Here is a 24399-nt window from a genome sequence, read left to right as displayed (position 1 = left end):
TGTGACTGAATACTGTGACTGAATACTGTGACTAAAAAAAGCGGGATACAAACTTAATTGCATCCCGCTTTTCCTATTTATTAACCATGAATTTATTGTTGTTTTATCCAACGAGGGTCTCCAATTTTATTATCCATTAAGGTTTGGTTTCCTAAGGTAAAATCTCCCGTTGCCACATTGGCAAATAACGGATCTAGTGTCGTTGCCGCTGTATCAGGTGTGTTATTACTTCCTGTTGACTTTAAATTTGCTGAATTAAAATTATTATTATTTCCAAATCCTGGAGCACTTGTTAAATTTGAATTTGTATAAACAGCTGGTCCCACTGCAAATAATGTATTTCGTACTGCCAATACATTTGTGGCAAAACGTACATACAAAATTCTGCTACTAGCTACTAATGTCGGAGTATATATAGTACATGCATCAATTACCACATTACTTGTTAAACCTGTTCCTGACAAACCAGCAGCTGCATCCAAACGTATAAAATCACGTGATCCACAATTATTAAATGTACTTCTTATTAAAGTCACATTTGCAACATATGTAGTTCTAAAATCGATAAAATCAGCTCCTCCAGCAGTATTTACATTTTTAATGATACTATTATCTACAGTGAATGACTTCAGTCTAGCAGATGCATTTCCGTACATAAGTTGAGAAGGATAATCATGAACATAAGAACTGCTTATTAAGACATCTCCTAAAGGCTGCGCTTGTGTTGCACCAATTGTGATTGCACCACCAGTTAAATTTGCTCCATTTAAATCTAGATCAACAAGAGATAGATTTACAGCTTCAGTAGGGTTAGCAGGATTATTAGCAAGAGTAAATTTCACATTAAGTTTAGGTTTATTCTCTGGTCTTACTCCTCTAATAATTAGTTTTTTATTTACAATAATCTCACCCGTTGTCACATAATTACCAGGCATCAGTAATAATCTTGTATCTCCAGTTACCTGAGCTACTTTAGCATTTAAATCATCCCCTGGATTTACTATTATACCTTTTGTTAGATCAACACCACTAGTAAATGTTAGTATTCCTCTAGTTTTAGTTCCATTCTTTAAAGTAGCAGTATAGTTTGTTTCTGGAGTTAAACCAGTAACAGTTGCTTCTCCCTTCGTTTTTTCTTCCGCTGTTATAGTGTGAATCACATCACCTGGCTGCGATATAATTTGAGTTACATTACTATTAGGCGCCCATCTCAAAATAACAGAATTTGCTTGGATTTCTTCTGGCTTAATAGGAACGAAAATCTGTTCAGATGCAGTAGTTGCAGAAGTAATCGACCATTTAGAGTCTTCTAAACCACTAGCACTTACAGCTTTTACTCTAATGTAGTAAGTTGTCTCTCCTTCTAAAGGCACTTGTATTGGCAATTGTTTTGTAGTAACATTAATGGTTTTGAAAATAGTTTTAAATTCAGGATCATCTGGACTAAATTCTACTACATAATGATCTGCATTTTCATCTGCTTTTACAGTCCAGTTTAATTCAACCGTAGTTGAATTTCTAACTCTGGCTGTAAGTCCAATTGGCGAAAACTCTCTAGAGTTTCCAACACCGTCCAATAAGCCTTCGTTATAACTATCGCAACTTGAAATTCCAATTGCAAGAAATAATACGGCTATTAATCCTCTATATATATATTTTGATTTCATCATAATACCTTAAATTTATTATTAATTTCTAAAGGTTTTAATAACCGTAGTCATTTTTTAATTGACCATTACTTCCATCAAGAAACACTTGCCATATTGGCCAGAATTGTCTGTTGTCTGGATTAACTCCTGTTTTATACAATGAGTTTATCTTAGTATCCGCCGCTGTACCTGTCCATGTCCAAGCAATAGATGAATATGTTGCTCCAGGGTTTGTTGTTTCTCCTCTATTTAATCCGTAAATATCTAAACTTACATTATCTGTTTTGTATTTGTAATACAAAGTCGCTGGTACATTAGCATAATCACCTGTACGAGCTGATAAGTCAGCCATTTTTTGTTTCGCTTCGTCTAATTTTACTTTTAACAAATTCCAACGAATTAAATTTTGCTTACGCTCCATTTCTCCTGTAAACTCATATTTATTCTCAAGAACAAGTGCATTAAACATTGCTTCTTTACTGTTTAGAGCGTTTACATAGTTTTCAACTTTCACTGCCTGATCTGCTGCAGAAAAAGATCTTCTACGAACTTCTTTTAAGTAAGACATTGCTGCACTAGGGCCTTCAAGTTCGTTTGCTGTTTCAGCGGCAATAAGCAACACTTCAGCATAACGCATGTACATTTTATTAACTCCATCATCATTATCTGAGGTAACTCTACGCGTCATCCATTCGTAACGATATTTACCGAAATACCATGTATCTAATGTCCCTAACTCTTGTTTAGCAATAGGATACGGAGATGCTGCCACAGCAGTACCCCATTTGTAAGGCACACAAGTAACATCTCTACGCAAATCACTTTGATCATAATCGTAGAAAACAAATGGTAAAGGTCCAGCTACACCTCCACGGTTAGCTCCATTTTGCTGAAATTGATCACTTGCAGAAGTATGTTTTACTGCAAACGTAAACAACATACGGCCACGACCATTCGAAAAAGGAAGCTCCCAAAGAGATTCTCCACCAGCTGTGGTAATTTCTTGGTTGTATTTTCTCCATAATCCTTCAAAAGTAGATTCTAAATGTGCAGAACCACTTTCTATAACTTCGCGAGATTCTTTTAAAGCCAATGCATACATAGTAGCAACTGAAAGTTCTGGATCACTGCTTCTTCTTACTCCATCAGGATATTGCTGGTAACCACTTGCGGCCAATGCCAAACGTGCTCTAAATCCTTTTACAAAAGCTCTATTTACATGTTCCACAGTACTGGTATAAGAAGTTGTACCAGGCCATGCCACCAATGTAGATGCTTCTCCTAAATCTGCAATTATTTGCTTATAGATAACATCTCTGCTTGATTTAGGCAAATACAAAGTTGCTGTAGTAATAGGTTCAAAACGAGCAGGAACATCTCCCCATGCTTTAATCAAATCTGCATAGTAAATAGCTCTAAGTGTTAACGCCTCTCCTAACAACTGTCCCATTTCTGTTCCAGGTAAAGGATTACCATATTTACGTATACCATCAATACAAATATTAGCTCTCTCAATACCCATATACATCATCGCATAGGCATTAGTTATATTATTCATTTCTGTGTTACTTGGTTTTGCATCGTAAACACATAAATCCGCTTTATCTCCTGCCGTTTGTGATGCATTATACCATTCTACATCGGTATTTAATCCATAATATGGTAAAAATCTTCCTCTATAAGAGTTCGTTTCGGCAAAAGGTACTTTTATTCCATCAATAGCTCCTTTTGCAAGTTCAGCATCAGAAAAAATCAATTCGGGCTTTAATGTTGATGGTGCATCTGTATCTAGATAGTCGTCTTCAAATTGCTGGCAAGAACTAAATAGACTTGAAATTATCAATCCTGCTATTATTAATTTATGTTTCATTTTGTGATAATTTAAAATTAGAAATTAAGATTCATCCCAAAAACCATTTGTCTGCTTCTTGGATAAGGACTTGAATCAACCCCAGGTGTAAGAGGGTTTTTTCTCTTAGTTGAAACTTCCGGATCAGAACCCGAATAGTTAGTCCAAACAAAAACATTGCTTGCTGTCATGTAGAATCTCAATTTAGAAACTCCAAGTTTAGATGTAAACATCTGAGGGGCTGTATATCCTAAAGTTAAAGTATTTAATCTTAAAAATGATCCGTCTTCCACAGCCCAATCTGTAAATATAGCTGTTCTCATGTATGGAGACCACATCGTTGTATTAGCGTTAAGAGCGGCTAACGCATCAGGATCTGTTACTAACTGACCAGAAACTGGATCTAAATTTGTCCATCTTTTTCCATCAGCCATAGTCGAACTCAAGTTTTTATATTGTCCTGAAGCTGTAGCTGTAGAAAATTCAATTTTATCAGCATTATAAACATCATTTCCAATACTCCAGTTGAAAGCGGCCATTAAATCAAAACCATAAGCATTACCATTGATTACAAAACCACCTGTACTTTTAGGGTTATAGTTTCCAATAATTGTTTTGTCTTTTAAATCTACCACACCATCTCCATTAACATCTTTCAATTTCATATCTCCAGGCTTAAGACTCGTGTTGTCTCCCACTAAAGTAGTAGCTGTAGGGATTACGCCTGTTTTTAAAACATATTTTCCACCAACGTAATCAAAGTCTGAAACCTCGTATCTTCCATCATTTTTATAACCGTACATAGTTCCTAAAGACGAACCAACTGCGATTAAATAATCATCTCCAATTTGTGAAGAAGCCCAACCTGTTGCTTGTCCAAAATTATTCATAACCCCTAGTGAGTTAATACGATTTTTATTCATTCCCATATTAAATGAAAAATTCAATCCGTATTTTGCTTTTTCAATTGCCACAACATTTATAGTCGCTTCAAAACCTGTGTTTTGAGTTTCTCCCATGTTACGGTATTGGTATTCATATCCTGATCCTGGAACTGGGAAATTGATCAATAAGTCACTTGTAACGTTTTTATAAACATCAAAATTACCACTTAAACGATTTTTGAAGAATCCAAAATCCAAACCGACATTCTGAGTTACTGTAGTTTCCCATTTCAAATCAGGATTAGGCATTGTTTTTGGAATTGCCCAAACACTAGTAACTCCATTAATCCAAGTTGTTGGAATAGATTGAAAAATTTGAGTCTGCTGTCCTACAGGGATATTATTATTTCCTGCTTCACCATAACTAGCTCTAATTTTTAAAAGATCAATCCATGATGTACCTTTTAAGAAACGCTCTTCAGAGATTTTCCATCCTGCTGCAAAAGCCGGAAAATAGCCCCAACGATTTTGTGATAAAAATTTACTTGATCCATCTGCTCTAAACGTAGCCGATAAGATGTAACGATTTTTATAGTCATAATTAGCGCGTCCAAAAAATGACAATAATCTATCATCTGGATTATAATAATTATCAACTGCTTGAGGTGTTCCTTGTGATGTTAATGTTTTTGCTTGATTAAAATCAAAGAAAGAAGGATATCCGTGAATAGTAGAAGTCACAGTGTTCACTTCGTAATTAATACTTTCTTCTCCTATCAAAGCTGTCAAATGATGATCTTCGCCCATTATTTTTTTGAAATCGTAATTCAACGTATTCGCATTTCTAAAACGTCTTTCTTTACCGTCTGTAATAACCATGGCTGGCTTACCCTGTAATGTACTAGCTGGAGCATTAGCTACATAGTAAGTACTACGTCCATAATAACGATAATCTAAACTATTGTAATTATCAAGACCCAAATCTACTTTCAATTTTAAATTATCAACCAATTCCCATCCAAAACTCCCCAGCATATTAAAGTTCTTACGAAACTGCTGACGCTCATTATCTGAAATAGATCGTAAAGGATTTATTAATACATCTGTTCCGTCTCCAGAAACATCATCAGAAGTCAAACCTGATACAGGAATAGGTGCATAACCAACAATAGTACGCATACGAGAATCTGATGAAGATTTTTCATTTTGCTCATTTACACCACCACCATCAATCTCAGTATCAGAATAACGCACTGTAAAACCAACATCAATTTTATCGCTTATTTTACTTTTTAAAGCCAAAGCAAGATTGTTTCTTTTGTAATTTGAGCCCAACATAATTGCCTTTTCATCGTAATGAGCATAATTAAAGTTGTAATTAAGCTTATCCGTTCCTCCTCTAATTCCTAAATCACGGCTTTGCACCTCACCTCTTCGTCCAAAAATCTGTTTTTGCCAGTCATTCCCTTTTAAACCATTGTACATATCGTGATCTTGCCAATTTCCAAAATACTTTGTGTATGAATTTGGATCCGAAGGCACTTTTGTTCCTGTTTGAGAAAGCAACGCATATTCGTACTGCCATTTCGTATAATCTTCAGGAGACAAAACGTCAATTTCATTTGCTATAGTTTTCATACCGTAGAACATATTGAAATTCACTGCCATTTTCCCATCTTTTCCACTTTTTGTTGTAATCAAAATTACCCCATTTGCACCACGAGATCCATAGATTGCAGTAGAAGCAGCATCTTTTAAAACAGTCATTGTCTCAATATCAGATGACGAAATATCATTCATATTATTGATTGGAAATCCATCCACAATAATTAAAGGCGAAGCATCTTGAGTAAGAGATCCTCCTCCACGTACTCTAATTCTAATATCAGCATCTGGAGAACCTTCAGCCGACATAACCTGCACACCAGCGATTCTACCTGTTAAAGCTTCGGCAACATTTGCTACTGGTACTTTTTTCAGATCATTACCCGAAATAGTAGACACAGCTCCTGTCAAATCAGATTTCTTAGAAGTACCGTATCCAATTACAACAACCTCATTCAGGTTATTAGAATCTTCAATCATTGTTGCATTTACCTTAGATTTTCCTTCTGTAGAAATGTCAATACTTTTAAAACCAATAAAAGAAAAGCTTAAAACAGCTTTCGGATTGGTTAGTTTTATTTTAAAGTGACCGTCAAAGTCAGTAGAAGTTCCGTTCTTGGTCCCTTTCTCCAAGACATTTACGCCTGGCAGAGAAAGTCCTGCGGCATCCGTCACGGTTCCCTCTATAGTGGTGCCCTGTGCATGCATTTGACTGCCGATCAATAAGCACAGTAAGAAAACAAGTTTAAAGCAAAAATTTGCTCCTTTGTTTAATAGTTCTTTAAAGTTCATGGTTGATTGTTTAAGTTGTTAATTTTTCTTTGTTTTGGTTTAAGTGGTTTTTTGTGGTTACTTTCAATTCATTTTTAAAAATTATTACAGGTATTATTTTATGCTTAATTTTCCTATATCTATAAATAACAGTGTTAATTCCTGTTACTTTTCAACTGTTATAATTTAATCGATTTTGAACATCAAAAAAATGTTGTAATCGATTACACAAACATAGATATTTTTTTTTTAACGAAAAATAAATTCTCATAAAAATTTGGTAAAAAAATTATATATTGAAATTTTTGTTGCTTTTTTATGTGAGATATATAATTTATCTCAACTTAAAATATTAAAAATATTATTACTAATCGTTCATTTGATTCTATTTTTATAAAAAAAACAATCGATTACATGAATATTAATTACGAAATTATTAGGTGTTAATTTTACACTTAAAAAGTTAAAGAGATGCTAAAAAAAAATGAATCCAGACGAAAAATATGCAGATTTTTAAAGTGTATTTTCCGACAAAGTAGAGAAAAAAAGAGAATAATTAGAAACAGAAAATCATTTCTAGACACAAAAAAGCCCTTAAATAAAAGTTAAGGGCTTAAAAAAAGAGTGAAATATTTTTAAATGCGCTGTACCGCAACTTGTTTACGATGTAACTTCATCAATATGAATGTAATAATCATTCCGATAATTGACATGGCAACACCAATTAAATTAGGTGATGAGTAGCTAAAACCCGCTGCCAAAGGCAATCCGCCAAGAAAGGCTCCTAAAGCATTACCGATATTAAAACTTCCTTGAAGAGATGCCGAAGCAATCATCTCTGCTCCTTTTGCGGTGCGAATCATCAGCATCTGGATTGGAGCAATTACAGAGAACGAAATAGCACCAGTCAAAAAAGTCAGAAATAAGGACATATATTGATTGAACGAAAAAAAGAAAACTAAAACTAAATCGGTAGACATAACAAGCAATAAAGCCAAAGTAGTGGGAGCTGGCGAAAAACGATCTGCCAATTTACCTCCTACGAAGTTACCAACCACCATTCCTAGTCCAGCTAGAATTAAGATGGATGAAACATCTTCTGGCGAAAATTTCGATACATTGATTAATAATGGTGCGATGTAGCTGATCCAAGCAAACAAACCTCCAAAACCAATGGCCGTAATTCCTATTATCAGCCAAGCCTCTGTTTTCTTAAAAAACTGAAGTTGCGTTTTCATGTTTACACTTTCTCCTTTTTCTAGATTGGGCATCCATAAATAAATGGCCAAAAATGTCAATAATCCCACGAAAGCAATCAATACAAAAGTATAACGCCAAATAAAATGATGTCCAATATAGGTCCCAATTGGCACACCTATTAAATTAGCAATAGTTAAACCAGCAAACATAATCGAGATGGCCTGCGCTTCTTTTCCTTTATCTGCCAAACGGCTTGCAACTACCGCTCCCACACCAAAAAAGGCTCCATGTGGCAATCCAGAAAGAAATCGTGAAGCAAATAACACTTCATAACTTGGAGCAATAATAGATAGTGCATTAAAAACAGCCAGCATTAAGGCTAAAATTAAAAGCATTTTTTTCGGCGCATAATTTCTACCCGCAATTACTAATAAAGGCGCTCCAATAACAACTCCAAGTGCGTAAGACGAAATTAAATATCCAGCAACCGGAATGGAGACTTTCATATCGGAAGCAATATCTGGGAGTAATCCCATCATTACAAATTCTGTAATTCCAATAGTTAACCCTCCTAAAGAGAGTGCAATAAGACTTTTTTTCATTTTGATTTAATGTAGAAAGGAATAGATTTCTACGAGGCAAAATTAACACTGTTAGCCCAGAAATAAATTGTAAATTTGTGACATAAAATTGTAAATTTAAGTTATGCCTAAATTAAATCAGTTTAAAACATTAGTTCTTGACGAATTTGAAGAAGAAAAATTTCATCTTCCTCCGCATACGCATACATATTATGAAATCATTTACATCAAGAAAGGAAGCGGTGTTCATCATTTAAATAATAATCTATTGCCTTATAAAGCCGGAGATTTATTTGTGATTTCGCCAGATGACGAACATTATTTTGACATTAAGAAATGTACGGGTTTCATTTTCATTAAATTCACAGATAATTACTTCAACTCAAAACAAAATCTGACCTGCGATGAATTTCTCGTAAATACTCCCGAAAATTTCATGCGCGATAAAATTTTAAAAGAAACTGTTTTAAAGTTTGATGAACCTTGCAAAACGATTCTCAAAAACACAGTAGAAAACATTGTAACTTATGGCAAGTATATTGATGTAACTTCTTCGCCAATTGTTTTCTATCAGATTCTTTCGATTTTTGGCTTGATAAAGGAAACCATTCGAGGCATGAATTTACAAATGCAATCTAATCATTTAGACAATGAACAAATTGCAAATTACATTCATCAGAATATTTATCAGCCTAAATTGGTTCAGATCAAAGTGATTGCCGAGCATTTTAATATTGCTCAAACCTATTTTAGTGCTTATTTTAAAAGGACATTCAGCATCAGCTATCGCGAATACATTCACAATTTAAGATTGACTTTAATCGAAAAAAGATTTCACAACAATCAATTGCCGATTAAACAGATTGCTTACGAATTCGGATTTACTGATGAAAGCCATTTGACCAATTATTTCAAGAAACGTAAAAACATGAAACCGACAGATTTCAAAAAACTCTAGTTAGCGAAATCTTAAAAAGTTATTTCCTCAAACATTTTTAGCTAAATTTGTGCTACTAAAAACAATTTCTTTGAAAAAGAAAATCCACATAATAATGCTTTTTATTACTCTTAGCTTCTTTTTGAACCCGAGTTATACTTACGCATGTCATACTGGACACTCTAAAGAAATTGTTGCTAAGGAAGAAAACAGCTGTTCAAAAAAATGCTGCGAAAAGAAAACTTCAAAAGAAGAAAAACATAATTGTGATGGAAAATGTCGTCATTCTGGCTGTAATACCTCAACATTAAACATCTTTCTAACTTCAAATGATTTTGATTTGCAAAACGATGTTTTTAATTTTTCTTTAAAAAACACCATTTCATCTTATAGCAACTCTACTATTTCTTCTGGATTTACATCTATTTGGCTGAAGCCGAAAATATAATTATTGTATTTGTAACAGCCCATATTGGGTCTTTTTGAAATCAAATTTTTTTAATTAATTTTAAAGGAAATTAAATCCTTTACCAAATATAATATACAATGAAAAAATCAATTATAGCTTTAGCAACAGCACTTACAGTAGTATTTAGTGCAAATACAATTCAGGCAAAAACAAATAACGCCGAATCAACAGCAATCGAAATGGCAGATGCTCAATTACAATCTGTTTATGATGCTTACTTTAAAGTAAAAGATGCGCTTATTAAAAGTGACAGCAAATTGACTTCGGCGAAAGCCAAAGATTTACTTACTGCCATTACAGCGGTAAAAATGGACAAACTGAAAAGCAACGAACATGCTGTTTGGATGAAAGTGGTAAAGAAACTTACTGCTGATGCTAAAAGTATTTCGTCAACAACAGATCTTAAAAAACAGCGTGAGTCTTTTAAATCTTTATCTAAAAGCACTTACGATTTGATAAAAGTTTCAAGTCCGACCGAACCAATTTACAAACAATATTGCCCAATGGCAGATGCTGATTGGTTAAGCAAAGAAAAAGCAGTTAAAAACCCTTACTACGGTTCTTCTATGCTGACTTGCGGAAATGTGGTAGAAACGATCAAATAAATATGAAGCTTTACATCAAAAATATGGTGTGCAGCCGATGCAAAATGGTAGTGAAGTCTGAGTTCGAAAAACTCGGACTTCAACCTACTGCTGTAGAATTGGGAGAAGTCGAACTGAACGAAGAAATCAGCGATCAGCAAAAAGAAGTTTTATTAGAAAATCTTCAAGCTTTAGGTTTTGATTTAATTGATGATAAAAAAACAAAAACCGTTGAGAGAATTAAAAACCTGATTGTCGATTTAGTTCATCATAAAAACAATGATTTAAAAATCAACTTGTCTGATTATTTGGCTGAAAACTTAAATCAAGATTATAATTCATTGAGCAATTTGTTTTCTGAAATTGAAAATACGACAATTGAAAAGTATTTCATCAGCCAGAAAATAGAAAAAGTAAAGGAATTATTGGTTTATAATGAGCTTTCATTAAGCGAAATTGCGGATATCTTAAACTATAGCAATGTGGCGCATTTGAGCAATCAATTCAAAAAAATCACAGGCTTTACTCCTACTTCTTTTAAACAGTCAAAAGATAAAATGCGTATTCAGATCGAGAATATTTAATCTCGACACAAAAAATTATTCTCTCGCAGATTCCGCAGATTGAGCAGATTTGATTTAATAATCTAAAAAAATATCTGCGGAATCTGCGAGAAAATTTTATTGCAAAAGTAAAACATAACCAATGGTTTCAACCATTGGAACGCAACGATTGGCATCTAATAATTAACACACATTGAATTTATCACAACACGTTTCCCAAGGTTGAAACCTTGGGCTATGTTTAAATACAGCTCGCAGAATTATTCACACAAAGCTTTGTGAACTTTTAAAAATCTCAACTAAATAAAAACTTAGCGAACTCTGCGTAAATTCTTTGCGTCCTTTGCGTTAAAAAAACAGCATTTAGTAAATCTTACAAATCATTCCCAAAATTCTACAAACCTAACTCGCAGATACTTCAGAAATTTGCATTGTAATACTTAAAAACCAATACAATGACTCATCAATATATAATTTCAGGAATGTCGTGTGACGGCTGTCGCAAGAAAGTAGAAAAAACTTTAAATGAAGTGGATGGCGTTCATGCAGAAGTAACTCTAAATCCGCCAACAGCTACTATTACAATGGACAAACACGTCCCGACAGAAAAATTTCAAGAAGTTTTAACTGCCGCTGGAAATTATACTATTGAAATGGATTCTCCTAAAAACCACGGAGAAACTGCTGTTAAATCTTGTTGTTCTAGCCATAAAAAAGAAGATCATGGTCACGATCATCATAAAACAGTAACTAAAAAAGTACAACAGCACAGTGCGAATGGCGTTTATTATTGCCCAATGCATTGTGAAGGCGATAAAACATACAACAAACCCGGAGATTGTCCAGTTTGCGGAATGGATTTAGTGCCTCAAGTTGCTGTAACCGCAACACAATTTACTTGTCCGATGCATCCTGAAATCGTTTCAAACGAACCGGGCGATTGTCCGATTTGCGGAATGGATTTGGTTCCAATGCAAGCTTCTGAAAGTGAAGAAAACAAAACTTATACTGATTTATTGAAAAAAATGAAAATCGCGATTTTGTTTACGCTTCCTATTTTCATCATTTCCATGTCAGAAATGATTCCGAATAATCCATTGTACAATATCATGTCGATTGAAAAATGGAATTGGGTTCAGCTTTTGTTTTCAATTCCTGTTTTATTTTATGCCGGATGGATGTTTTTCGTTCGCGCATACAAATCAATTGTGACTTGGAATTTAAATATGTTCACTTTAATCGGAATCGGAACCAGCGTTGCTTTTCTATTTAGTATTGTCGGAATGTTTTTCCCAGACATTTTCCCTTCCGAATTCAAATCGCATCACGGAACGATTCATTTGTATTTTGAAGCCGCAACTGTAATTATCACTTTGGTTTTATTAGGTCAATTGTTGGAAACTAAAGCGCACGGGCAAACCAACGGAGCTATAAAAGAATTGCTAAAACTAGCCCCGACTGAAGCGACTTTAGTCGAAAACGGAATAGATAAAGTAATCTCCATTCTCAACATTAAAAAAGGTGATTTGCTTCGTGTAAAACCCGGAGAAAAAATTCCTGTTGATGGAAAAATAACTACTGGCGAAAGCAGTATCGATGAGTCTATGATTACGGGAGAACCTATTCCAGTTGATAAAAAAACAGGAGATGCCGTAATTTCTGGAACTATAAACGGAACAAAATCATTTGTGATGATTGCCGAAAAAGTAGGTTCAGAAACCATGCTTTCGCAGATTATTGAAATGGTTAATAATGCCAGCAGATCTCGAGCTCCAATTCAGAAATTAGCCGACCGCGTTTCTAAATATTTTGTGCCTACTGTAGTAATTATTTCTATTGTAACCTTTTTTGTCTGGGCAAAATTTGGTCCAGAACCTGCTTATGTTTACGGATTAATTAATGCTATTGCCGTTTTAATTATTGCTTGTCCTTGCGCACTTGGACTGGCAACTCCGATGTCGGTTATGGTTGGAGTTGGAAAAGGCGCTCAAAACGGAATTCTGATTAAAAATGCTGAAGCATTGGAAAACATGAATAAAATTGATGTTTTGATTACCGATAAAACAGGAACAATTACTGAAGGAAAACCATCCGTAGAAAAAATCTATGCCATAAATAATGACGAAGATTTTCTGCTTCAAAACATTGCTTCTTTAAATCAGCATAGCGAACATCCTTTAGCGCAAGCTGTAGTAAATTTCGCGAAAGCAAAAAATAGCTCATTAAAAGAAGTCCAAGGTTTTGAAACTATTGCAGGGAAAGGCGTTTTAGGAACTATAGAAAACAAAAATGTTGCTTTAGGAAACAAAAAATTAATGGATGAAATTGGTGCTTCGGTTTCTAATGATTTAGAACAAAAAGTGATTTCTGAACAGAATTTAGGAAAAACCATTTCGTACATCGCTATTGAAAAAAGCGTTTTAGGTTTCGTAGCCATTACCGATGCTATTAAGGAAAACAGTGCAAAAGCCATTAAAGAATTAATTGCTCAAGGCGTTGAAGTCATCATGATGACGGGCGATAATCACAATACCGCAAAAGCGGTTGCTGAACATTTACATTTGAGTTCTTTCAAAGCCGATTGTCTCCCAGAAGATAAATTAAAAGAAATCGAACGTCTTCAGGCACAAGGAAAAATCGTTGCCATGGCTGGAGATGGAATCAATGATGCGCCAGCTTTGGCTCAATCCAACATTGGAATCGCAATGGGAACAGGAACTGATGTTGCCATCGAAAGTGCTAAAATTACTTTGGTAAAGGGTGATCTAAACGGAATTGTAAAAGCAAAAAACTTGAGCCACGCTGTAATGTCAAATATCAAACAGAATTTATTCTTCGCTTTTATCTATAACACTTTGGGAGTGCCAATTGCTGCTGGAATTTTATATCCGTTTTTAGGAATATTGCTTTCGCCGATGTTGGCTGCGGTAGCAATGAGTTTGAGTTCTGTATCTGTAATCGTAAATGCTTTGCGATTGAGAAATTTAAAATTGTAAGTTGGGGCGTAATTATTTTTAAACACATAGAAACATTCCCGATAGCTATCGGGATTGCGCTTAAAGGCGTTTCACTTGCTTCAATGCACATAGTTTAGCTATGTGTAGAAACTTGTTTCTTCTACTCCCTTTTTTAGACATAAGAATCTATGTTTCTATGTGTTAAAATTAAATTATGTTCAATTTATTTAAAATTATAATCCATGATTAAAATTAAATATATACTAATCCTTTTTTTAATTGCTTTTCAGCTAAAGGCACAAAAAGTCGTGCGTTACGATTTGTATGTTCGTGATACGATTGTCAATTTTTCGGGTAAAGAAAAACGTGCGATTGCAGTAAATGGGCAAATTCCGATGCCGACTCTGACTTTTACTGAAGGCGATATTGCTGAAATTTATGTGCATAACGAATTAAAAAAAGAAACCACTTCGATGCACTGGCACGGATTGTTTCTGCCCAATAAAGAAGACGGTGTTCCGTATTTAACACAAATGCCAATTGAACCCGGAACAACTCACAAATATACTTTCCCGATTATTCAGAATGGAACGTATTGGTATCACAGTCATTCGGGATTACAGGAACAAATTGGTTTGTACGGACTTTTTATCATCAATAAGAAAAAAGACGATTCGACTATCAGAAAAGGAATCGACGATTTGCCAACGATTCCGGTTATTTTAAGCGAATGGTCAGATTTGAAACCAGAAAATATTCAGCGAATGCTCCATAATGCCAACGATTGGTTTGCCATAAAAAAAGGAACAACACAAAGCTATTTTGAAGCTTTAAAACAGGGACATTTTTCAACCAAAGTAACCAATGAATGGAAACGAATGAATGCCATGGATGTGAGTGATGTGTATTATGAAAAGTTTCTAATTAATGGAAAAAATGAACAGCAGTTTTCAAATCTTAAACCAGGTTCAAAAGTTCGATTGCGAATTGCAAACGGTGGTGCTTCCAGCTATTTCTGGCTGACCTACGGAGGAGGAAAAATCACTGTTGTAGCCAGCGACGGAAATGATGTAGAACCTGTAGAAGTCGATCGTTTGATTATTGCAGTTTCTGAAACTTATGATATTGTCGTTACAATTCCTGAAGACAATAAATCTTTTGCTTTTTTGGCTACAGCCGAAGACAGAACGGGATCTGCTTCTTTGTTTTTAGGAAATGGAGAAAAACAGCCTGTTCATCATCTTTCGAAATTAAAATATTTTGAAGGCATGAAAATGATGAACGACATGATGAAAATGAACGGCGAAATGAACGATATGGGCATGAACATGTCTTTGAACAAAATGGACATGAATGCCGTAATGTATCCTGAAATTTCTGGTGAAGATGAAAATACAAAACCTGCGATGGATCATTCGATGCATAATATGGGCGACATGAAAATGGAAAGCGACAGCACCGAAACTTCAGAAATTGTGACTTTAAATTATGGCATGCTGAAATCTCCTTTTAAAACTAATCTTCCGAAAGATGCACCTGTAAAAGAATTGCGCTTTACGCTTTCTGGAAATATGAACCGTTATGTGTGGAGTTTGGATAATAAAGTGGTTTCTGAGACGGATAAAATTTTAATCAAAAAAGGAGAAAATGTTCGTATCGTTTTATACAACGGTTCGATGATGCGCCATCCAATGCATTTACACGGACATGATTTTAGAATTCTAAACGAACACGGCGATTATTCTCCGTTAAAAAATGTGATTGATATTATGCCAATGGAAACCGATACAATCGAGTTTCAGGCAAATGCTGATGGCGACTGGTTTTTTCACTGTCATATTTTATATCACATGATGGCTGGAATGGGACGTATTTTTAGTTATGAAAATTCCGCTCCAAATCCGTTGATTCATCATCCGGAAATGGCTTTCAAAATGCTTAAAATGGATGACCGAATGTTTCATTTTATGGGAGAAAATGATTTTGCTACGAATGGGAATGACGGTGAAGCAATGTTCAGCAACACACGTTGGAGCATCGGAACAGAATGGAGATTGGGTTACAACGACAAACATGGTTATGAAACTGAAACTCATATTGGTCGCTACATTGGAAAAAATCAATGGTTAATGCCTTTTATTGGTTTTGACTGGCGTTACCGCAAAATGGGAATGGACGAACAGGAACAAAATCTTTGGGGACAAAAAAATACCAAAGACAATCGTTCGGTTTTCAGCATCGGAGCCGAATATACTTTACCAATGCTCGTAAAAGCACAAGTTGAGGTTTACACCGATGGAAATGTTAGAGTACAATTTGAACGAAAAGATATTCCGCTTTCGCAAAGACTTCGAATGAATTTAATGTGGAATACAGATAAAGAATATATGGCAGGATTGAAATACATCGTGGCCCGCAACTTTGGAATCACAACGCATTACGACAGCGATATGGGAATTGGATTTGGGGTTAATTTGAATTATTAAAAGGAATTGGCATTAATTTTGGTTGAGAAAAAACAGCTAAAAACCAATCTAAAATTAACCTTATGTTTGACTTCAATCCTTTTTTACTGCTTTTTCTACCTTTGATTTTACAGCTTATATTTGGAATTAAAGACTATGTGAGAAGCATAAAATTAAATTTTGCCAAAATCAGCATCATTAATTTTCTCTTGCAAATTGCTTTTTCTTATTGGGCCTATGCATTTCTTGAGCATAAGCTTAATCAAGAATCAAATGGACGAATCAGATGCGGAATGCCTTTTGTCGGATTAGTTTTTACAGAACTGCTTATTATTGCAATTTTATTAGTGACAATACTTGTTCAATACCTAATTAAAAGATCGTATAACCGTAAACAAAAATGAAAGTAATTTCTTCTATCCTTTTCGTTTTATTTTTAAATAATGCTTTTGGTCAATTCGCGGTCATAAAAGATAACGATGGCTATGTAAATATCCGGACTGAAGCTTCAAAAGGAAATAATATTTCAGACAAGTTAAATAACGGTTTTGTTGTGTATTGTTTTGAACCAAAAAACAATTGGATCAATATTGATTATTCCAAAAATGACAAAGACATAAGCGGTTATTTATACAAAGACAGGATTCAATATTTGTCTGAATTCACAGAAATCCCATTAACTAAAGAAACTCAAAAAAAAGTTATTTTCAAAAAAAACGACATTACTATTATTCTTGAAAGTCAAAATTTTAACCTTAATAGCGTAAAATTAAGCTTTCTTAAAAATGATAAATCAATACTTGAAAAAATTAACGGAAAGTTGTTTTGGGGAACTGATGGAGGAATTCCTAAAGAAGCTTATAAAAATATATCCGTAGTTATTGATAACACAACTATAAATCTGCCTAAAAATTCTTTCGAAGATTTATTTGAACCTAATCTTTTTAATACCCGAATAAACTATGATCAAAAATCCGATATTTTATACATCACATCGACTAATGGTGATGGAGCCGGAGGCTATGAAATTGTTTGGATTATAGAAAAAGGACACTATAAAGAGCGTAAAGTTGTTTATGGCTTTTGATTTTTTTACCAAAACATTAACAACAGAACTATTCTTACAAGCGTTAAATCATTTTATATTTGATTCACTCAATTATAATTCTTCTAACAAAAAACAATTAAAACAAAATGACAAAAGTAATTACAATCGTTACCGTTGCTTTATTTACAATTAGCGTAAGTGCTCAGGACACAAAACCAGCTTCAAAAGATAAAGCCAAAAAAGAATCTTGTTGTAAAAAGACAGCAGACAAAAAAGACAAAAAATCTTGTTGCGTTAAAAAGTAACGGTACATTATAAAGTAAAAGGCTTCGAATTGTTCGAAGCCTTTTTTATTTTTTTCTGCCACGAATTTCACTAATTTACACTAATAACTTCGCATTTAAAATTTGTGCTAATTCGTGAAATTCGTGGCAAACAAAAACTTATTTCAGTCGAATACTCCACTCAAAATCCATTTCCGAAACCTGAATGCCTTCTTCGTTAGTTCCGATAGATTTCATCCAAAACGTCTGCCCTTCTCCAGTTTCGATTGTTTTTTTGATAGCATCGGCAATTAAATGTCCATCATTGCATACGAAAGTTATTCTCCCAGTTGCTTTTTTAGTGAAGTTTCCTTTGTTATTGGCAACCAACATCGAAATCTTTTTACCACTTTGTTGAATTTGAGAAATAACCAAAGCTCCTGTTGTCAATTCTGCCGCCATTGCCTGAACTGCAAAATACATAGAATTAAAAGGATTCTGATTAATCCATCTGTGTTTGACTGTTACAGTACAACTCGAATCATTTATATCCTTAACACGAACCCCGCAAAAGTAAGCAGAAGGAAGTTTAAACAGAACGAACTTATTAAGTTTTGATACAGAAAGTGCCATGTGATTTATTTTTTTATGTAAAAATACAAAAAAACTATGCACGCACAATAAATTATTCCATTATCAGAAATACCTCAATAAATTCAATACTTCCGAATGATTTTCAACAATTTAAACCCAGATTCATACTTTTTAAATTGTTAAATTTTTGTTAATAATTAGTACTATGCAAAACAAGATACTGTTTTTTAGACATATATTTGCATAAGAAATTACTATATACTTTTAATCATGCAATCATCAACACCACTCATCATGGAAAAAACATCAGAAAAGAATACAGCAGCATTTACTCATTTGAGTACATTAAGTCAATATATAATTCCATTTGGGAACTATATTTTTCCGTTAATCATTTGGACTAACTACAAAGACAAATCTGAATTTGCAGACCATCACGGAAAACAAGCCTTAAACTTTCAGTTAAGCTTATTGCTTTATACTTTGATTTTAGCACTTATCGCTATACCAATTTTTATTACTGTCATTTTGCAGAACATTCCAATGGAAGCTGTTTTTAATGACCACGATTTTGTGATTAGAAATTTTGACTTTCAAGCACATATCGGAATGTTAAGCGTGGGAATTACAGCTGTAGTGCTTTTCGGATTATTAAAATTTGTGGAATTCTTTTTAGTGATTTATGCTTCGATAAAAGCTTCAAACGGAGAATTATACAAATATCCGATTACAATTCCTTTTATAAAGTAATCCTGAAACAGATTAAAAGTTATATTCGAAATCAATCATCATCATCAATCAAAAAACGAATTGTTCAATCAAAAAAAAACAAAATGAAATTATGAACATTGAAAACACAAAAGCACAGATGCGCAAAGGTGTTCTTGAGTTTTGCATCTTATCTGTCCTAAAAGAAAAAGATGCCTATACATCAGAAATATTAGACACTTTAAAAAACGCAAAATTACTAGTTGTAGAAGGAACTGTTTATCCGTTGTTAACTAGATTAAAAAATGACGGTTTACTTAATTATCGCTGGGAAGAATCGACCTCAGGGCCACCACGAAAATATTATGGATTAACCGAGATAGGACAAACCTTTTTAAATGAACTTAGCGGTACCTGGACAGAATTGTCTGACGCTGTAAACTTAATCACCAATCAAAATCAATAAGTCATGAACAAAACAGTAAATATTAACTTAGGCGGGATGTTTTTTCACATCGATGAAGATGCATACTTAAAATTGACACGCTACTTTGACGCTATAAAACGATCACTTAACAACTCATCTGGTCAGGATGAAATTATTAAAGATATCGAAATGCGTGTTTCTGAATTATTGTCGGAAAAACAAAAAAGCGAAAAGCATGTTGTAGGACTGAAAGACGTTGACGAAGTGATTGCGGTGATGGGACAACCGGAAGATTACAGACTGGAAGACGAAGAAAATCCAAATCAGTCTTATAATAATTATGAGCAAAGAAAACACAAAAAATTATACCGCGATAAAGAAAAAGGTTTAATTGGCGGTGTAGCAACAGGTTTAGGGCATTACTTTGGAATTGATGCCGTATGGATTAAAATTGTATTCTTAATCTTCGTTTTTGCAGGTTTTGGAACTGGAATCTTAGCTTATTTCGTTCTTTGGATTGTAACCCCTGAGGCAGTTACTACTTCAGAGAAATTAGAAATGACAGGTGAACCGGTAACGATTTCAAACATCGAAAAAAAAGTTCGCGAAGAAATTGATACCCTTTCTGAAAAATTCAAAAATGCGGACTATGACAAAATGGGAAACCAGGTAAAGTCGGGAGCTGAGAGAATAAGTAGTTCATTTGGAGACTTTATCATGACGGTTTTTAAGATTTTTGCTAAGTTTTTAGGTGTAATTCTTATCATAAGCGGAATCTCAACTTTGATCATGTTGTTAATCGGAGTTTTTACTTTAGGAACTAATATTTTTGTTGATTTCCCTTGGCAGAATTTTATTGAAGCCGGAAACTTTACAGAATATCCAATCTGGTCATTTGGTTTACTAATGTTGTTTGCAGTTGGAATACCGTTCTTTTTCTTAACGCTTTTAGGATTTAAATTGTTGTCTCCAAACTTAAAATCAATTGGGAACATTACAAAATATACACTTCTAGCAGTTTGGATTATCTCTATTGCAATTTTAGCAAGCATCGGAATTAAACAAGCGACTGAAATCTCTCATGATAACAAAGTAATTGAGAAGAAAGCCATAACAATTAACACAACAGACACTTTGTATGTAAAGTTCAAATACAGCGATTATTATACAAAAAGCCTGAATCATTACAGAGATTTTGAATTTGTTCAGGATTCTGCCAACAATGAATTGATCTATTCCAATGATGTTCGTTTACATGTTTTACACACAGATCAAACGGCTCCATTTATTCAGGTAGAAAAAAGTGCAAGAGGAAATTCTTTTACTAATGCTAAAAAAAGAGCAGAAAAAATCAATTATAAGTTTCAAGTTAACGGAAATCAATTAATTTTGGATAACTATTTTCTGACAGATGTGAAAAACAAATTCAGAGGACAAGAAGTTGACATCTACCTATATCTACCAGAAGGACAACTATTTAAACCAGATAGTTCTGTTAGAGATTATTTTAGCTATGAGGACGATTTCTTTAATCTAAATTATGATGGAAATTACAACTATAAAGTAATCGGATCTAAAGTTACATGTTTAAACTGCCCAGCAAAAGATAACGATGACGATGATCATGACTATGATACAGAAGAAATAAATACTATTGATAATGATACAATAAAAGAAGTTTCAGTAAAAATCAATGGAAAAGAAGTTATAAACGGAAAAAAAACGAAAGGAAAACTAACCACAGATAAAAACGGAGTTATAATCAAAATTAACTAAGCCATGATCAAAATAATCATTCATATTACAAAATTTGTTATCGCAACTCTAACAGCATTATTATTTGCTTCATGCAATTTTAACTTGAACGCAATCGAAGGAAGCGGTAATGTTACAACTGAAAAAAGAACTGTTCAAGGTGATTTTACTAATATCAAAGTAAGCAACGCTATTGATGTAGTAATCGAGCAAGCCGATTCTAAAGAAATCACTGTTGAGGCAGATGACAATCTTCAAAAAGAAATTGTTACTAAGGTCGAAAACGGAACATTGGTTATTGAATGCAAATACAATTCTTTCCGCAACATCACAGCAAAAAAAGTAACTGTAAAAATGCCTATTGTGGATAAGATTGAGGCTTCAAGTGCTTCAACTGTTAAAACTAAAAATGTTATCGAAGGAGAAAACATTACTTTAGAAACTTCAAGCGCGGCATCAATGAACGTTAATATTGAGTCAGATAAAATCTCTGTTGATTCTAGCAGCGGTAGTTCTGTAGCTATTGAAGGAAAATCATTAAGTCTTAGTACTTCGGTTTCAAGCGGAGGAAGTATTGATGCAGGTAAATTGATGTCTAATGATGTTCATGCAGAAGCTTCAAGTGGCGGAACAATTTCGATACGTCCTATCGTAAGTTTAAAAGCACAAGCTTCAAGCGGTGGAAATATAAATTACAGTGGCTCTCCTAAAACGGTTGAGAAATCTGAAAGCTCAGGCGGAAATGTCAGCAAAAGCTAAAAAGAAGTAACTGTTAAATATAAAAGAAATCATTCATCAAAAGTGGATGATTTTTTTATATTTGTCAAAATCAAATCTAGAATTAATGAAAAAAAGTACAGCACTGCTCCTATTATTATTTGTTACAACATTCACTTTTGCACAAAAAAGAGAAAAAGTTAAAGGTTCTAAAGTTGTAACGACTTCGATAAAAGAAGTTGGCAGTTTTGACGCCATTGAAGTCGATGATAATCTTGAGGTATATTTAGAACAAGGAGAAAAAAACGAAATCAAAATCGAAGCCGATGATAATTTACACGATATCATTGGTATGGATTTAAGAGAAAAAACACTTCGTTTATATACAAACAAAGAATCTTCAATTTTTAAGAAACTATCTGTTAAGGTTACTTACACGAAGTCATTAAATAAAGTAATCACCAAAAATGAAGCAATCGTTTATGCCATTCAGGAATTACAATTGGATGATATTACAATGAATTGTCTTGATTTCTCTAAATTGTACTTGAATGTAAATTCTAAAAAATTCACCTTAATTGCAGATGATAAATCGAAAACAGAACTAAATTTAAAAGCCGAAGACGGAAGCTTACAATTGAGTAAAAATGCTTCTGTTAAAACATTGGTTTCTGCTATAAAATTTAAATGTGATTTGTATCAGAGAGCTACTGCTGCCATTGAAGGTATTGCAGAAAAAGCAACTATCAGATTAGATAACAATTCGGTTTTTACAGGAACAAAATTTACTTTGAAAGATGCCAACGTTACTGCTGAAAATTATGCAGTAGGAAGTATTTTTGCAGAAACAACACTTTCATTAGCCGTTGGAGATAAAGCAGAAATTTCTCTTTTAGGAAGTCCTGCCATTACACTAACTCGTTTTTCTGAAGAAGCTAAGTTATTTAAGAAGATAAAATAGTCTCCATTTTCAGTCACAGTATTCGATCTAAGTTTTCAGTCTGAAAAAAATATAAAACAAAAGTCCCAATCATTTTACGATTGGGACTTTTTATTTTTAAATTGACAATCTTCAGTCTGAAAACCGAAACTGAAAACTGAGACTAATTTATTCTTTAGAAGCTAAATATCTTTCAGCGTCCAATGCAGCCATACATCCAGTTCCAGCAGCAGTAATTGCCTGACGGTATACGTGGTCTGCAGCATCTCCTGCTACGAATACACCTTCAACATTCGTTTTAGAAGTACCAGGAGTATTTACGATATATCCAGTCTCATCAAGAGTAATATACTCTTTAAAGATATCTGTATTTGGTTTGTGACCAATTGCTACGAAGAAACCAGTTGCCGGAATTTCGATTGTTTCACCAGTTGTTTTATTTAAAGCTTTAATAGCGTGAACTACATTATTATCTCCTAAAACTTCAACTGTATCGTGGTTCATTAAGATTTCGATGTTTTCTGTTTTACGAACACGCTCTTCCATAATTTTAGAAGCTCTGAATTTTTCGCTTCTAACCAACATGGTTACTTTTTTACAAAGTTTAGACAGGTAATGAGCCTCTTCACAAGCAGAATCTCCTGCTCCAACAATTACCACATCTTGATTTCTGTAGAAGAAACCATCACAAACCGCGCAAGCAGAAACTCCACCGCCCATATTTAAATAGTGTTGTTCTGATGGCAATCCTAAATATTTAGCCGAAGCACCTGTAGAAATAATTACAGTTTCACAGTGCAATTCGATAGAATCGTTAATCCAAACTTTATGAATATCTCCGGAAAAATCAACTTTTGTAGCCCATCCGTCACGAATATCAGCACCAAAACGTTTTGCTTGTTCTTGTAACTGAATCATCATTTCTGGTCCTGTAACACCATCAACATAACCTGGAAAGTTTTCAACTTCATTAGTTGTAGTCAATTGACCACCTGGTTGCATTCCTTGGTATAATACTGGATTCATATTTGCTCTGGCTGCATAAATCGCTGCTGTATAACCTGCAGGACCAGAACCTATAATAAGGCATTTAATTTTTTCAATTGTATTTGACATAGTATCTATAGTTTTTTTGAGTTGCAAATGTAAACTTTATTATAAAAAATTAGGGTTAAAATAAATCCTAAATAACTATGTCAAAATAAGTTTTATTTATTTTCATTTTTTCCTTTTGTAAATGAAATTTATTTCTATCTTTGCATCCGCTTTCGGGCAGTATTACAAATACATCTTCGGGGTGTAGCGTAGCCCGGTTATCGCGCCTGCTTTGGGAGCAGGAGGCCGCAGGTTCGAATCCTGCCACCCCGACTAAAGCCGAACAGAAATGTTCGGCTTTTTTTGTTTAAAATCCATTTTATGTTTTTCGTTTATAT

20 protein-coding genes and 1 tRNA gene are annotated in these 24399 nt (G+C 33.9%); 15 read left to right on the top strand and 6 right to left on the bottom strand.

The genetic code is table 11. The features are described from left to right. Positions 1-92: 92 nt before the first annotated feature. The 4 genes from BM289_RS20900 to BM289_RS20885 all read right to left on the bottom strand — a co-directional run bounded on the left by BM289_RS20900 (position 93) and on the right by BM289_RS20885 (position 8560). Positions 93-1670: a DUF4957 domain-containing protein gene (locus tag BM289_RS20900; protein WP_091497189.1), complete on the bottom strand. Its 1578-nt coding sequence runs from the start codon at positions 1668-1670 to the stop codon at positions 93-95. Between the two features lie 34 nt (positions 1671-1704). Further along, a complete protein-coding gene (locus BM289_RS20895) occupies positions 1705-3519 on the bottom strand; it encodes a RagB/SusD family nutrient uptake outer membrane protein (protein ID WP_091497186.1) in 1815 nt (604 codons plus the stop codon). 17 nt (positions 3520-3536) lie between these two features. Beyond that, positions 3537-6779: a SusC/RagA family TonB-linked outer membrane protein gene (locus BM289_RS20890; protein WP_091497184.1), complete on the bottom strand. Its 3243-nt coding sequence runs from the start codon at positions 6777-6779 to the stop codon at positions 3537-3539. A gap of 614 nt (positions 6780-7393) precedes the next feature. After that, the gene (locus BM289_RS20885) at positions 7394-8560 is read right to left on the bottom strand and encodes an MFS transporter (protein ID WP_091497181.1); all 1167 of its coding nucleotides are present in this window, start codon (positions 8558-8560) and stop codon (positions 7394-7396) included. Positions 8561-8663: 103 nt separating this feature from the next. Between BM289_RS20885 and BM289_RS20880 the strand changes: the two genes are divergently transcribed. From BM289_RS20880 to BM289_RS25505, 9 genes are all read left to right on the top strand, one after another. Beyond that, the gene (locus BM289_RS20880; RefSeq protein WP_091497178.1) at positions 8664-9497 is read left to right on the top strand and encodes an AraC family transcriptional regulator; all 834 of its coding nucleotides are present in this window, start codon (positions 8664-8666) and stop codon (positions 9495-9497) included. A gap of 70 nt (positions 9498-9567) precedes the next feature. Then, complete coding sequence (locus tag BM289_RS20875; RefSeq protein WP_244165432.1) at positions 9568-9924, top strand: hypothetical protein; 357 nt, start codon at positions 9568-9570, stop codon at positions 9922-9924. 98 nt (positions 9925-10022) lie between these two features. Further along, positions 10023-10550, top strand: coding sequence for a DUF3347 domain-containing protein (locus BM289_RS20870; protein ID WP_091497172.1), 528 nt, complete (start codon positions 10023-10025; stop codon positions 10548-10550). A 2-nt stretch (positions 10551-10552) separates the two neighbouring features. Continuing rightward, positions 10553-11113, top strand: a complete 561-nt coding sequence (locus tag BM289_RS20865; protein WP_091497170.1) for a helix-turn-helix domain-containing protein — start codon at positions 10553-10555, stop codon at positions 11111-11113. A gap of 434 nt (positions 11114-11547) precedes the next feature. After that, positions 11548-14088, top strand: a complete 2541-nt coding sequence (locus BM289_RS20860) for a heavy metal translocating P-type ATPase (protein WP_091497168.1) — start codon at positions 11548-11550, stop codon at positions 14086-14088. A 203-nt stretch (positions 14089-14291) separates the two neighbouring features. After that, positions 14292-16535: a multicopper oxidase family protein gene (locus BM289_RS20855; RefSeq protein WP_244165431.1), complete on the top strand. Its 2244-nt coding sequence runs from the start codon at positions 14292-14294 to the stop codon at positions 16533-16535. A 62-nt stretch (positions 16536-16597) separates the two neighbouring features. Further along, entirely contained in the window at positions 16598-16918 is a 321-nt protein-coding gene (locus BM289_RS20850) for a hypothetical protein (protein WP_091497166.1), read from the top strand. Beyond that, positions 16915-17601 (top strand): hypothetical protein, encoded by a 687-nt coding sequence (locus BM289_RS20845; protein WP_091497163.1) that lies wholly within the window; start codon positions 16915-16917, stop codon positions 17599-17601. Before BM289_RS20850 ends, BM289_RS20845 begins: the two co-directional genes overlap by 4 nt. A 107-nt stretch (positions 17602-17708) precedes the next feature. Next, positions 17709-17867 (top strand): hypothetical protein, encoded by a 159-nt coding sequence (locus tag BM289_RS25505; protein WP_167365473.1) that lies wholly within the window; start codon positions 17709-17711, stop codon positions 17865-17867. Positions 17868-18005: 138 nt separating this feature from the next. Here BM289_RS25505 and BM289_RS20840 read toward each other — a convergent pair whose 3' ends face one another. Beyond that, a complete protein-coding gene (locus BM289_RS20840) occupies positions 18006-18458 on the bottom strand; it encodes a DUF4442 domain-containing protein (protein WP_091497161.1) in 453 nt (150 codons plus the stop codon). Positions 18459-18713: 255 nt separating this feature from the next. On the opposite strand from BM289_RS20840, the gene BM289_RS20835 reads away from it, so the two are divergent. The 5 genes from BM289_RS20835 to BM289_RS20815 all read left to right on the top strand — a co-directional run bounded on the left by BM289_RS20835 (position 18714) and on the right by BM289_RS20815 (position 22987). Then, positions 18714-19169 (top strand): DUF4870 domain-containing protein, encoded by a 456-nt coding sequence (locus BM289_RS20835; RefSeq protein ID WP_091497158.1) that lies wholly within the window; start codon positions 18714-18716, stop codon positions 19167-19169. A gap of 91 nt (positions 19170-19260) precedes the next feature. Next, complete coding sequence (locus tag BM289_RS20830; protein WP_008464689.1) at positions 19261-19593, top strand: PadR family transcriptional regulator; 333 nt, start codon at positions 19261-19263, stop codon at positions 19591-19593. Between the two features lie 3 nt (positions 19594-19596). Next, the gene (locus BM289_RS20825; protein WP_091497155.1) at positions 19597-21330 is read left to right on the top strand and encodes a PspC domain-containing protein; all 1734 of its coding nucleotides are present in this window, start codon (positions 19597-19599) and stop codon (positions 21328-21330) included. 3 nt (positions 21331-21333) lie between these two features. After that, a complete protein-coding gene (locus BM289_RS20820) occupies positions 21334-22068 on the top strand; it encodes a head GIN domain-containing protein (RefSeq protein WP_091497153.1) in 735 nt (244 codons plus the stop codon). Between the two features lie 85 nt (positions 22069-22153). Then, positions 22154-22987 carry a GIN domain-containing protein gene (locus BM289_RS20815; RefSeq protein WP_244165430.1) on the top strand — a complete coding sequence of 278 codons (834 nt, stop codon included), beginning with the start codon at positions 22154-22156 and terminating at the stop codon, positions 22985-22987. Positions 22988-23134: 147 nt separating this feature from the next. Here BM289_RS20815 and trxB read toward each other — a convergent pair whose 3' ends face one another. Further along, complete coding sequence (trxB, locus tag BM289_RS20810; RefSeq protein ID WP_091497147.1) at positions 23135-24082, bottom strand: thioredoxin-disulfide reductase; 948 nt, start codon at positions 24080-24082, stop codon at positions 23135-23137. Between the two features lie 177 nt (positions 24083-24259). Here trxB and BM289_RS20805 point away from each other — a divergent pair. Continuing rightward, positions 24260-24334, top strand: a tRNA-Pro gene (locus tag BM289_RS20805). Positions 24335-24399 lie beyond the last annotated feature (65 nt).

Origin of the sequence: Flavobacterium phragmitis (assembly GCF_900112575.1) — a bacterium.
Classification (GTDB): domain Bacteria; phylum Bacteroidota; class Bacteroidia; order Flavobacteriales; family Flavobacteriaceae; genus Flavobacterium; species Flavobacterium phragmitis.
The sequence above is the reverse complement of the archived record's forward strand: the minus strand, read 5'-3'. Positions and strand labels throughout refer to the sequence as shown.

Coding starts and splice junctions, on each gene's coding strand:
- BM289_RS20885 (WP_091497181.1), bottom strand. CDS start 8,560: ATGAAAAAAAGTCTTATTGCACTCTCTTTAGGAGGGTTAACTATTGGA.
- BM289_RS20900 (WP_091497189.1), bottom strand. CDS start 1,670: ATGATGAAATCAAAATATATATATAGAGGATTAATAGCCGTATTATTT.
- BM289_RS20815 (WP_244165430.1), top strand. CDS start 22,154: ATGAAAAAAAGTACAGCACTGCTCCTATTATTATTTGTTACAACATTC.
- BM289_RS20835 (WP_091497158.1), top strand. CDS start 18,714: ATGGAAAAAACATCAGAAAAGAATACAGCAGCATTTACTCATTTGAGT.
- BM289_RS20850 (WP_091497166.1), top strand. CDS start 16,598: ATGTTTGACTTCAATCCTTTTTTACTGCTTTTTCTACCTTTGATTTTA.
- BM289_RS20880 (WP_091497178.1), top strand. CDS start 8,664: ATGCCTAAATTAAATCAGTTTAAAACATTAGTTCTTGACGAATTTGAA.
- BM289_RS20890 (WP_091497184.1), bottom strand. CDS start 6,779: ATGAACTTTAAAGAACTATTAAACAAAGGAGCAAATTTTTGCTTTAAA.
- BM289_RS20870 (WP_091497172.1), top strand. CDS start 10,023: ATGAAAAAATCAATTATAGCTTTAGCAACAGCACTTACAGTAGTATTT.
- BM289_RS20820 (WP_091497153.1), top strand. CDS start 21,334: ATGATCAAAATAATCATTCATATTACAAAATTTGTTATCGCAACTCTA.
- BM289_RS20825 (WP_091497155.1), top strand. CDS start 19,597: ATGAACAAAACAGTAAATATTAACTTAGGCGGGATGTTTTTTCACATC.
- BM289_RS25505 (WP_167365473.1), top strand. CDS start 17,709: ATGACAAAAGTAATTACAATCGTTACCGTTGCTTTATTTACAATTAGC.
- BM289_RS20895 (WP_091497186.1), bottom strand. CDS start 3,519: ATGAAACATAAATTAATAATAGCAGGATTGATAATTTCAAGTCTATTT.
- BM289_RS20860 (WP_091497168.1), top strand. CDS start 11,548: ATGACTCATCAATATATAATTTCAGGAATGTCGTGTGACGGCTGTCGC.
- trxB (WP_091497147.1), bottom strand. CDS start 24,082: ATGTCAAATACAATTGAAAAAATTAAATGCCTTATTATAGGTTCTGGT.
- BM289_RS20830 (WP_008464689.1), top strand. CDS start 19,261: ATGAACATTGAAAACACAAAAGCACAGATGCGCAAAGGTGTTCTTGAG.
- BM289_RS20845 (WP_091497163.1), top strand. CDS start 16,915: ATGAAAGTAATTTCTTCTATCCTTTTCGTTTTATTTTTAAATAATGCT.
- BM289_RS20840 (WP_091497161.1), bottom strand. CDS start 18,458: ATGGCACTTTCTGTATCAAAACTTAATAAGTTCGTTCTGTTTAAACTT.
- BM289_RS20865 (WP_091497170.1), top strand. CDS start 10,553: ATGAAGCTTTACATCAAAAATATGGTGTGCAGCCGATGCAAAATGGTA.
- BM289_RS20855 (WP_244165431.1), top strand. CDS start 14,292: ATGATTAAAATTAAATATATACTAATCCTTTTTTTAATTGCTTTTCAG.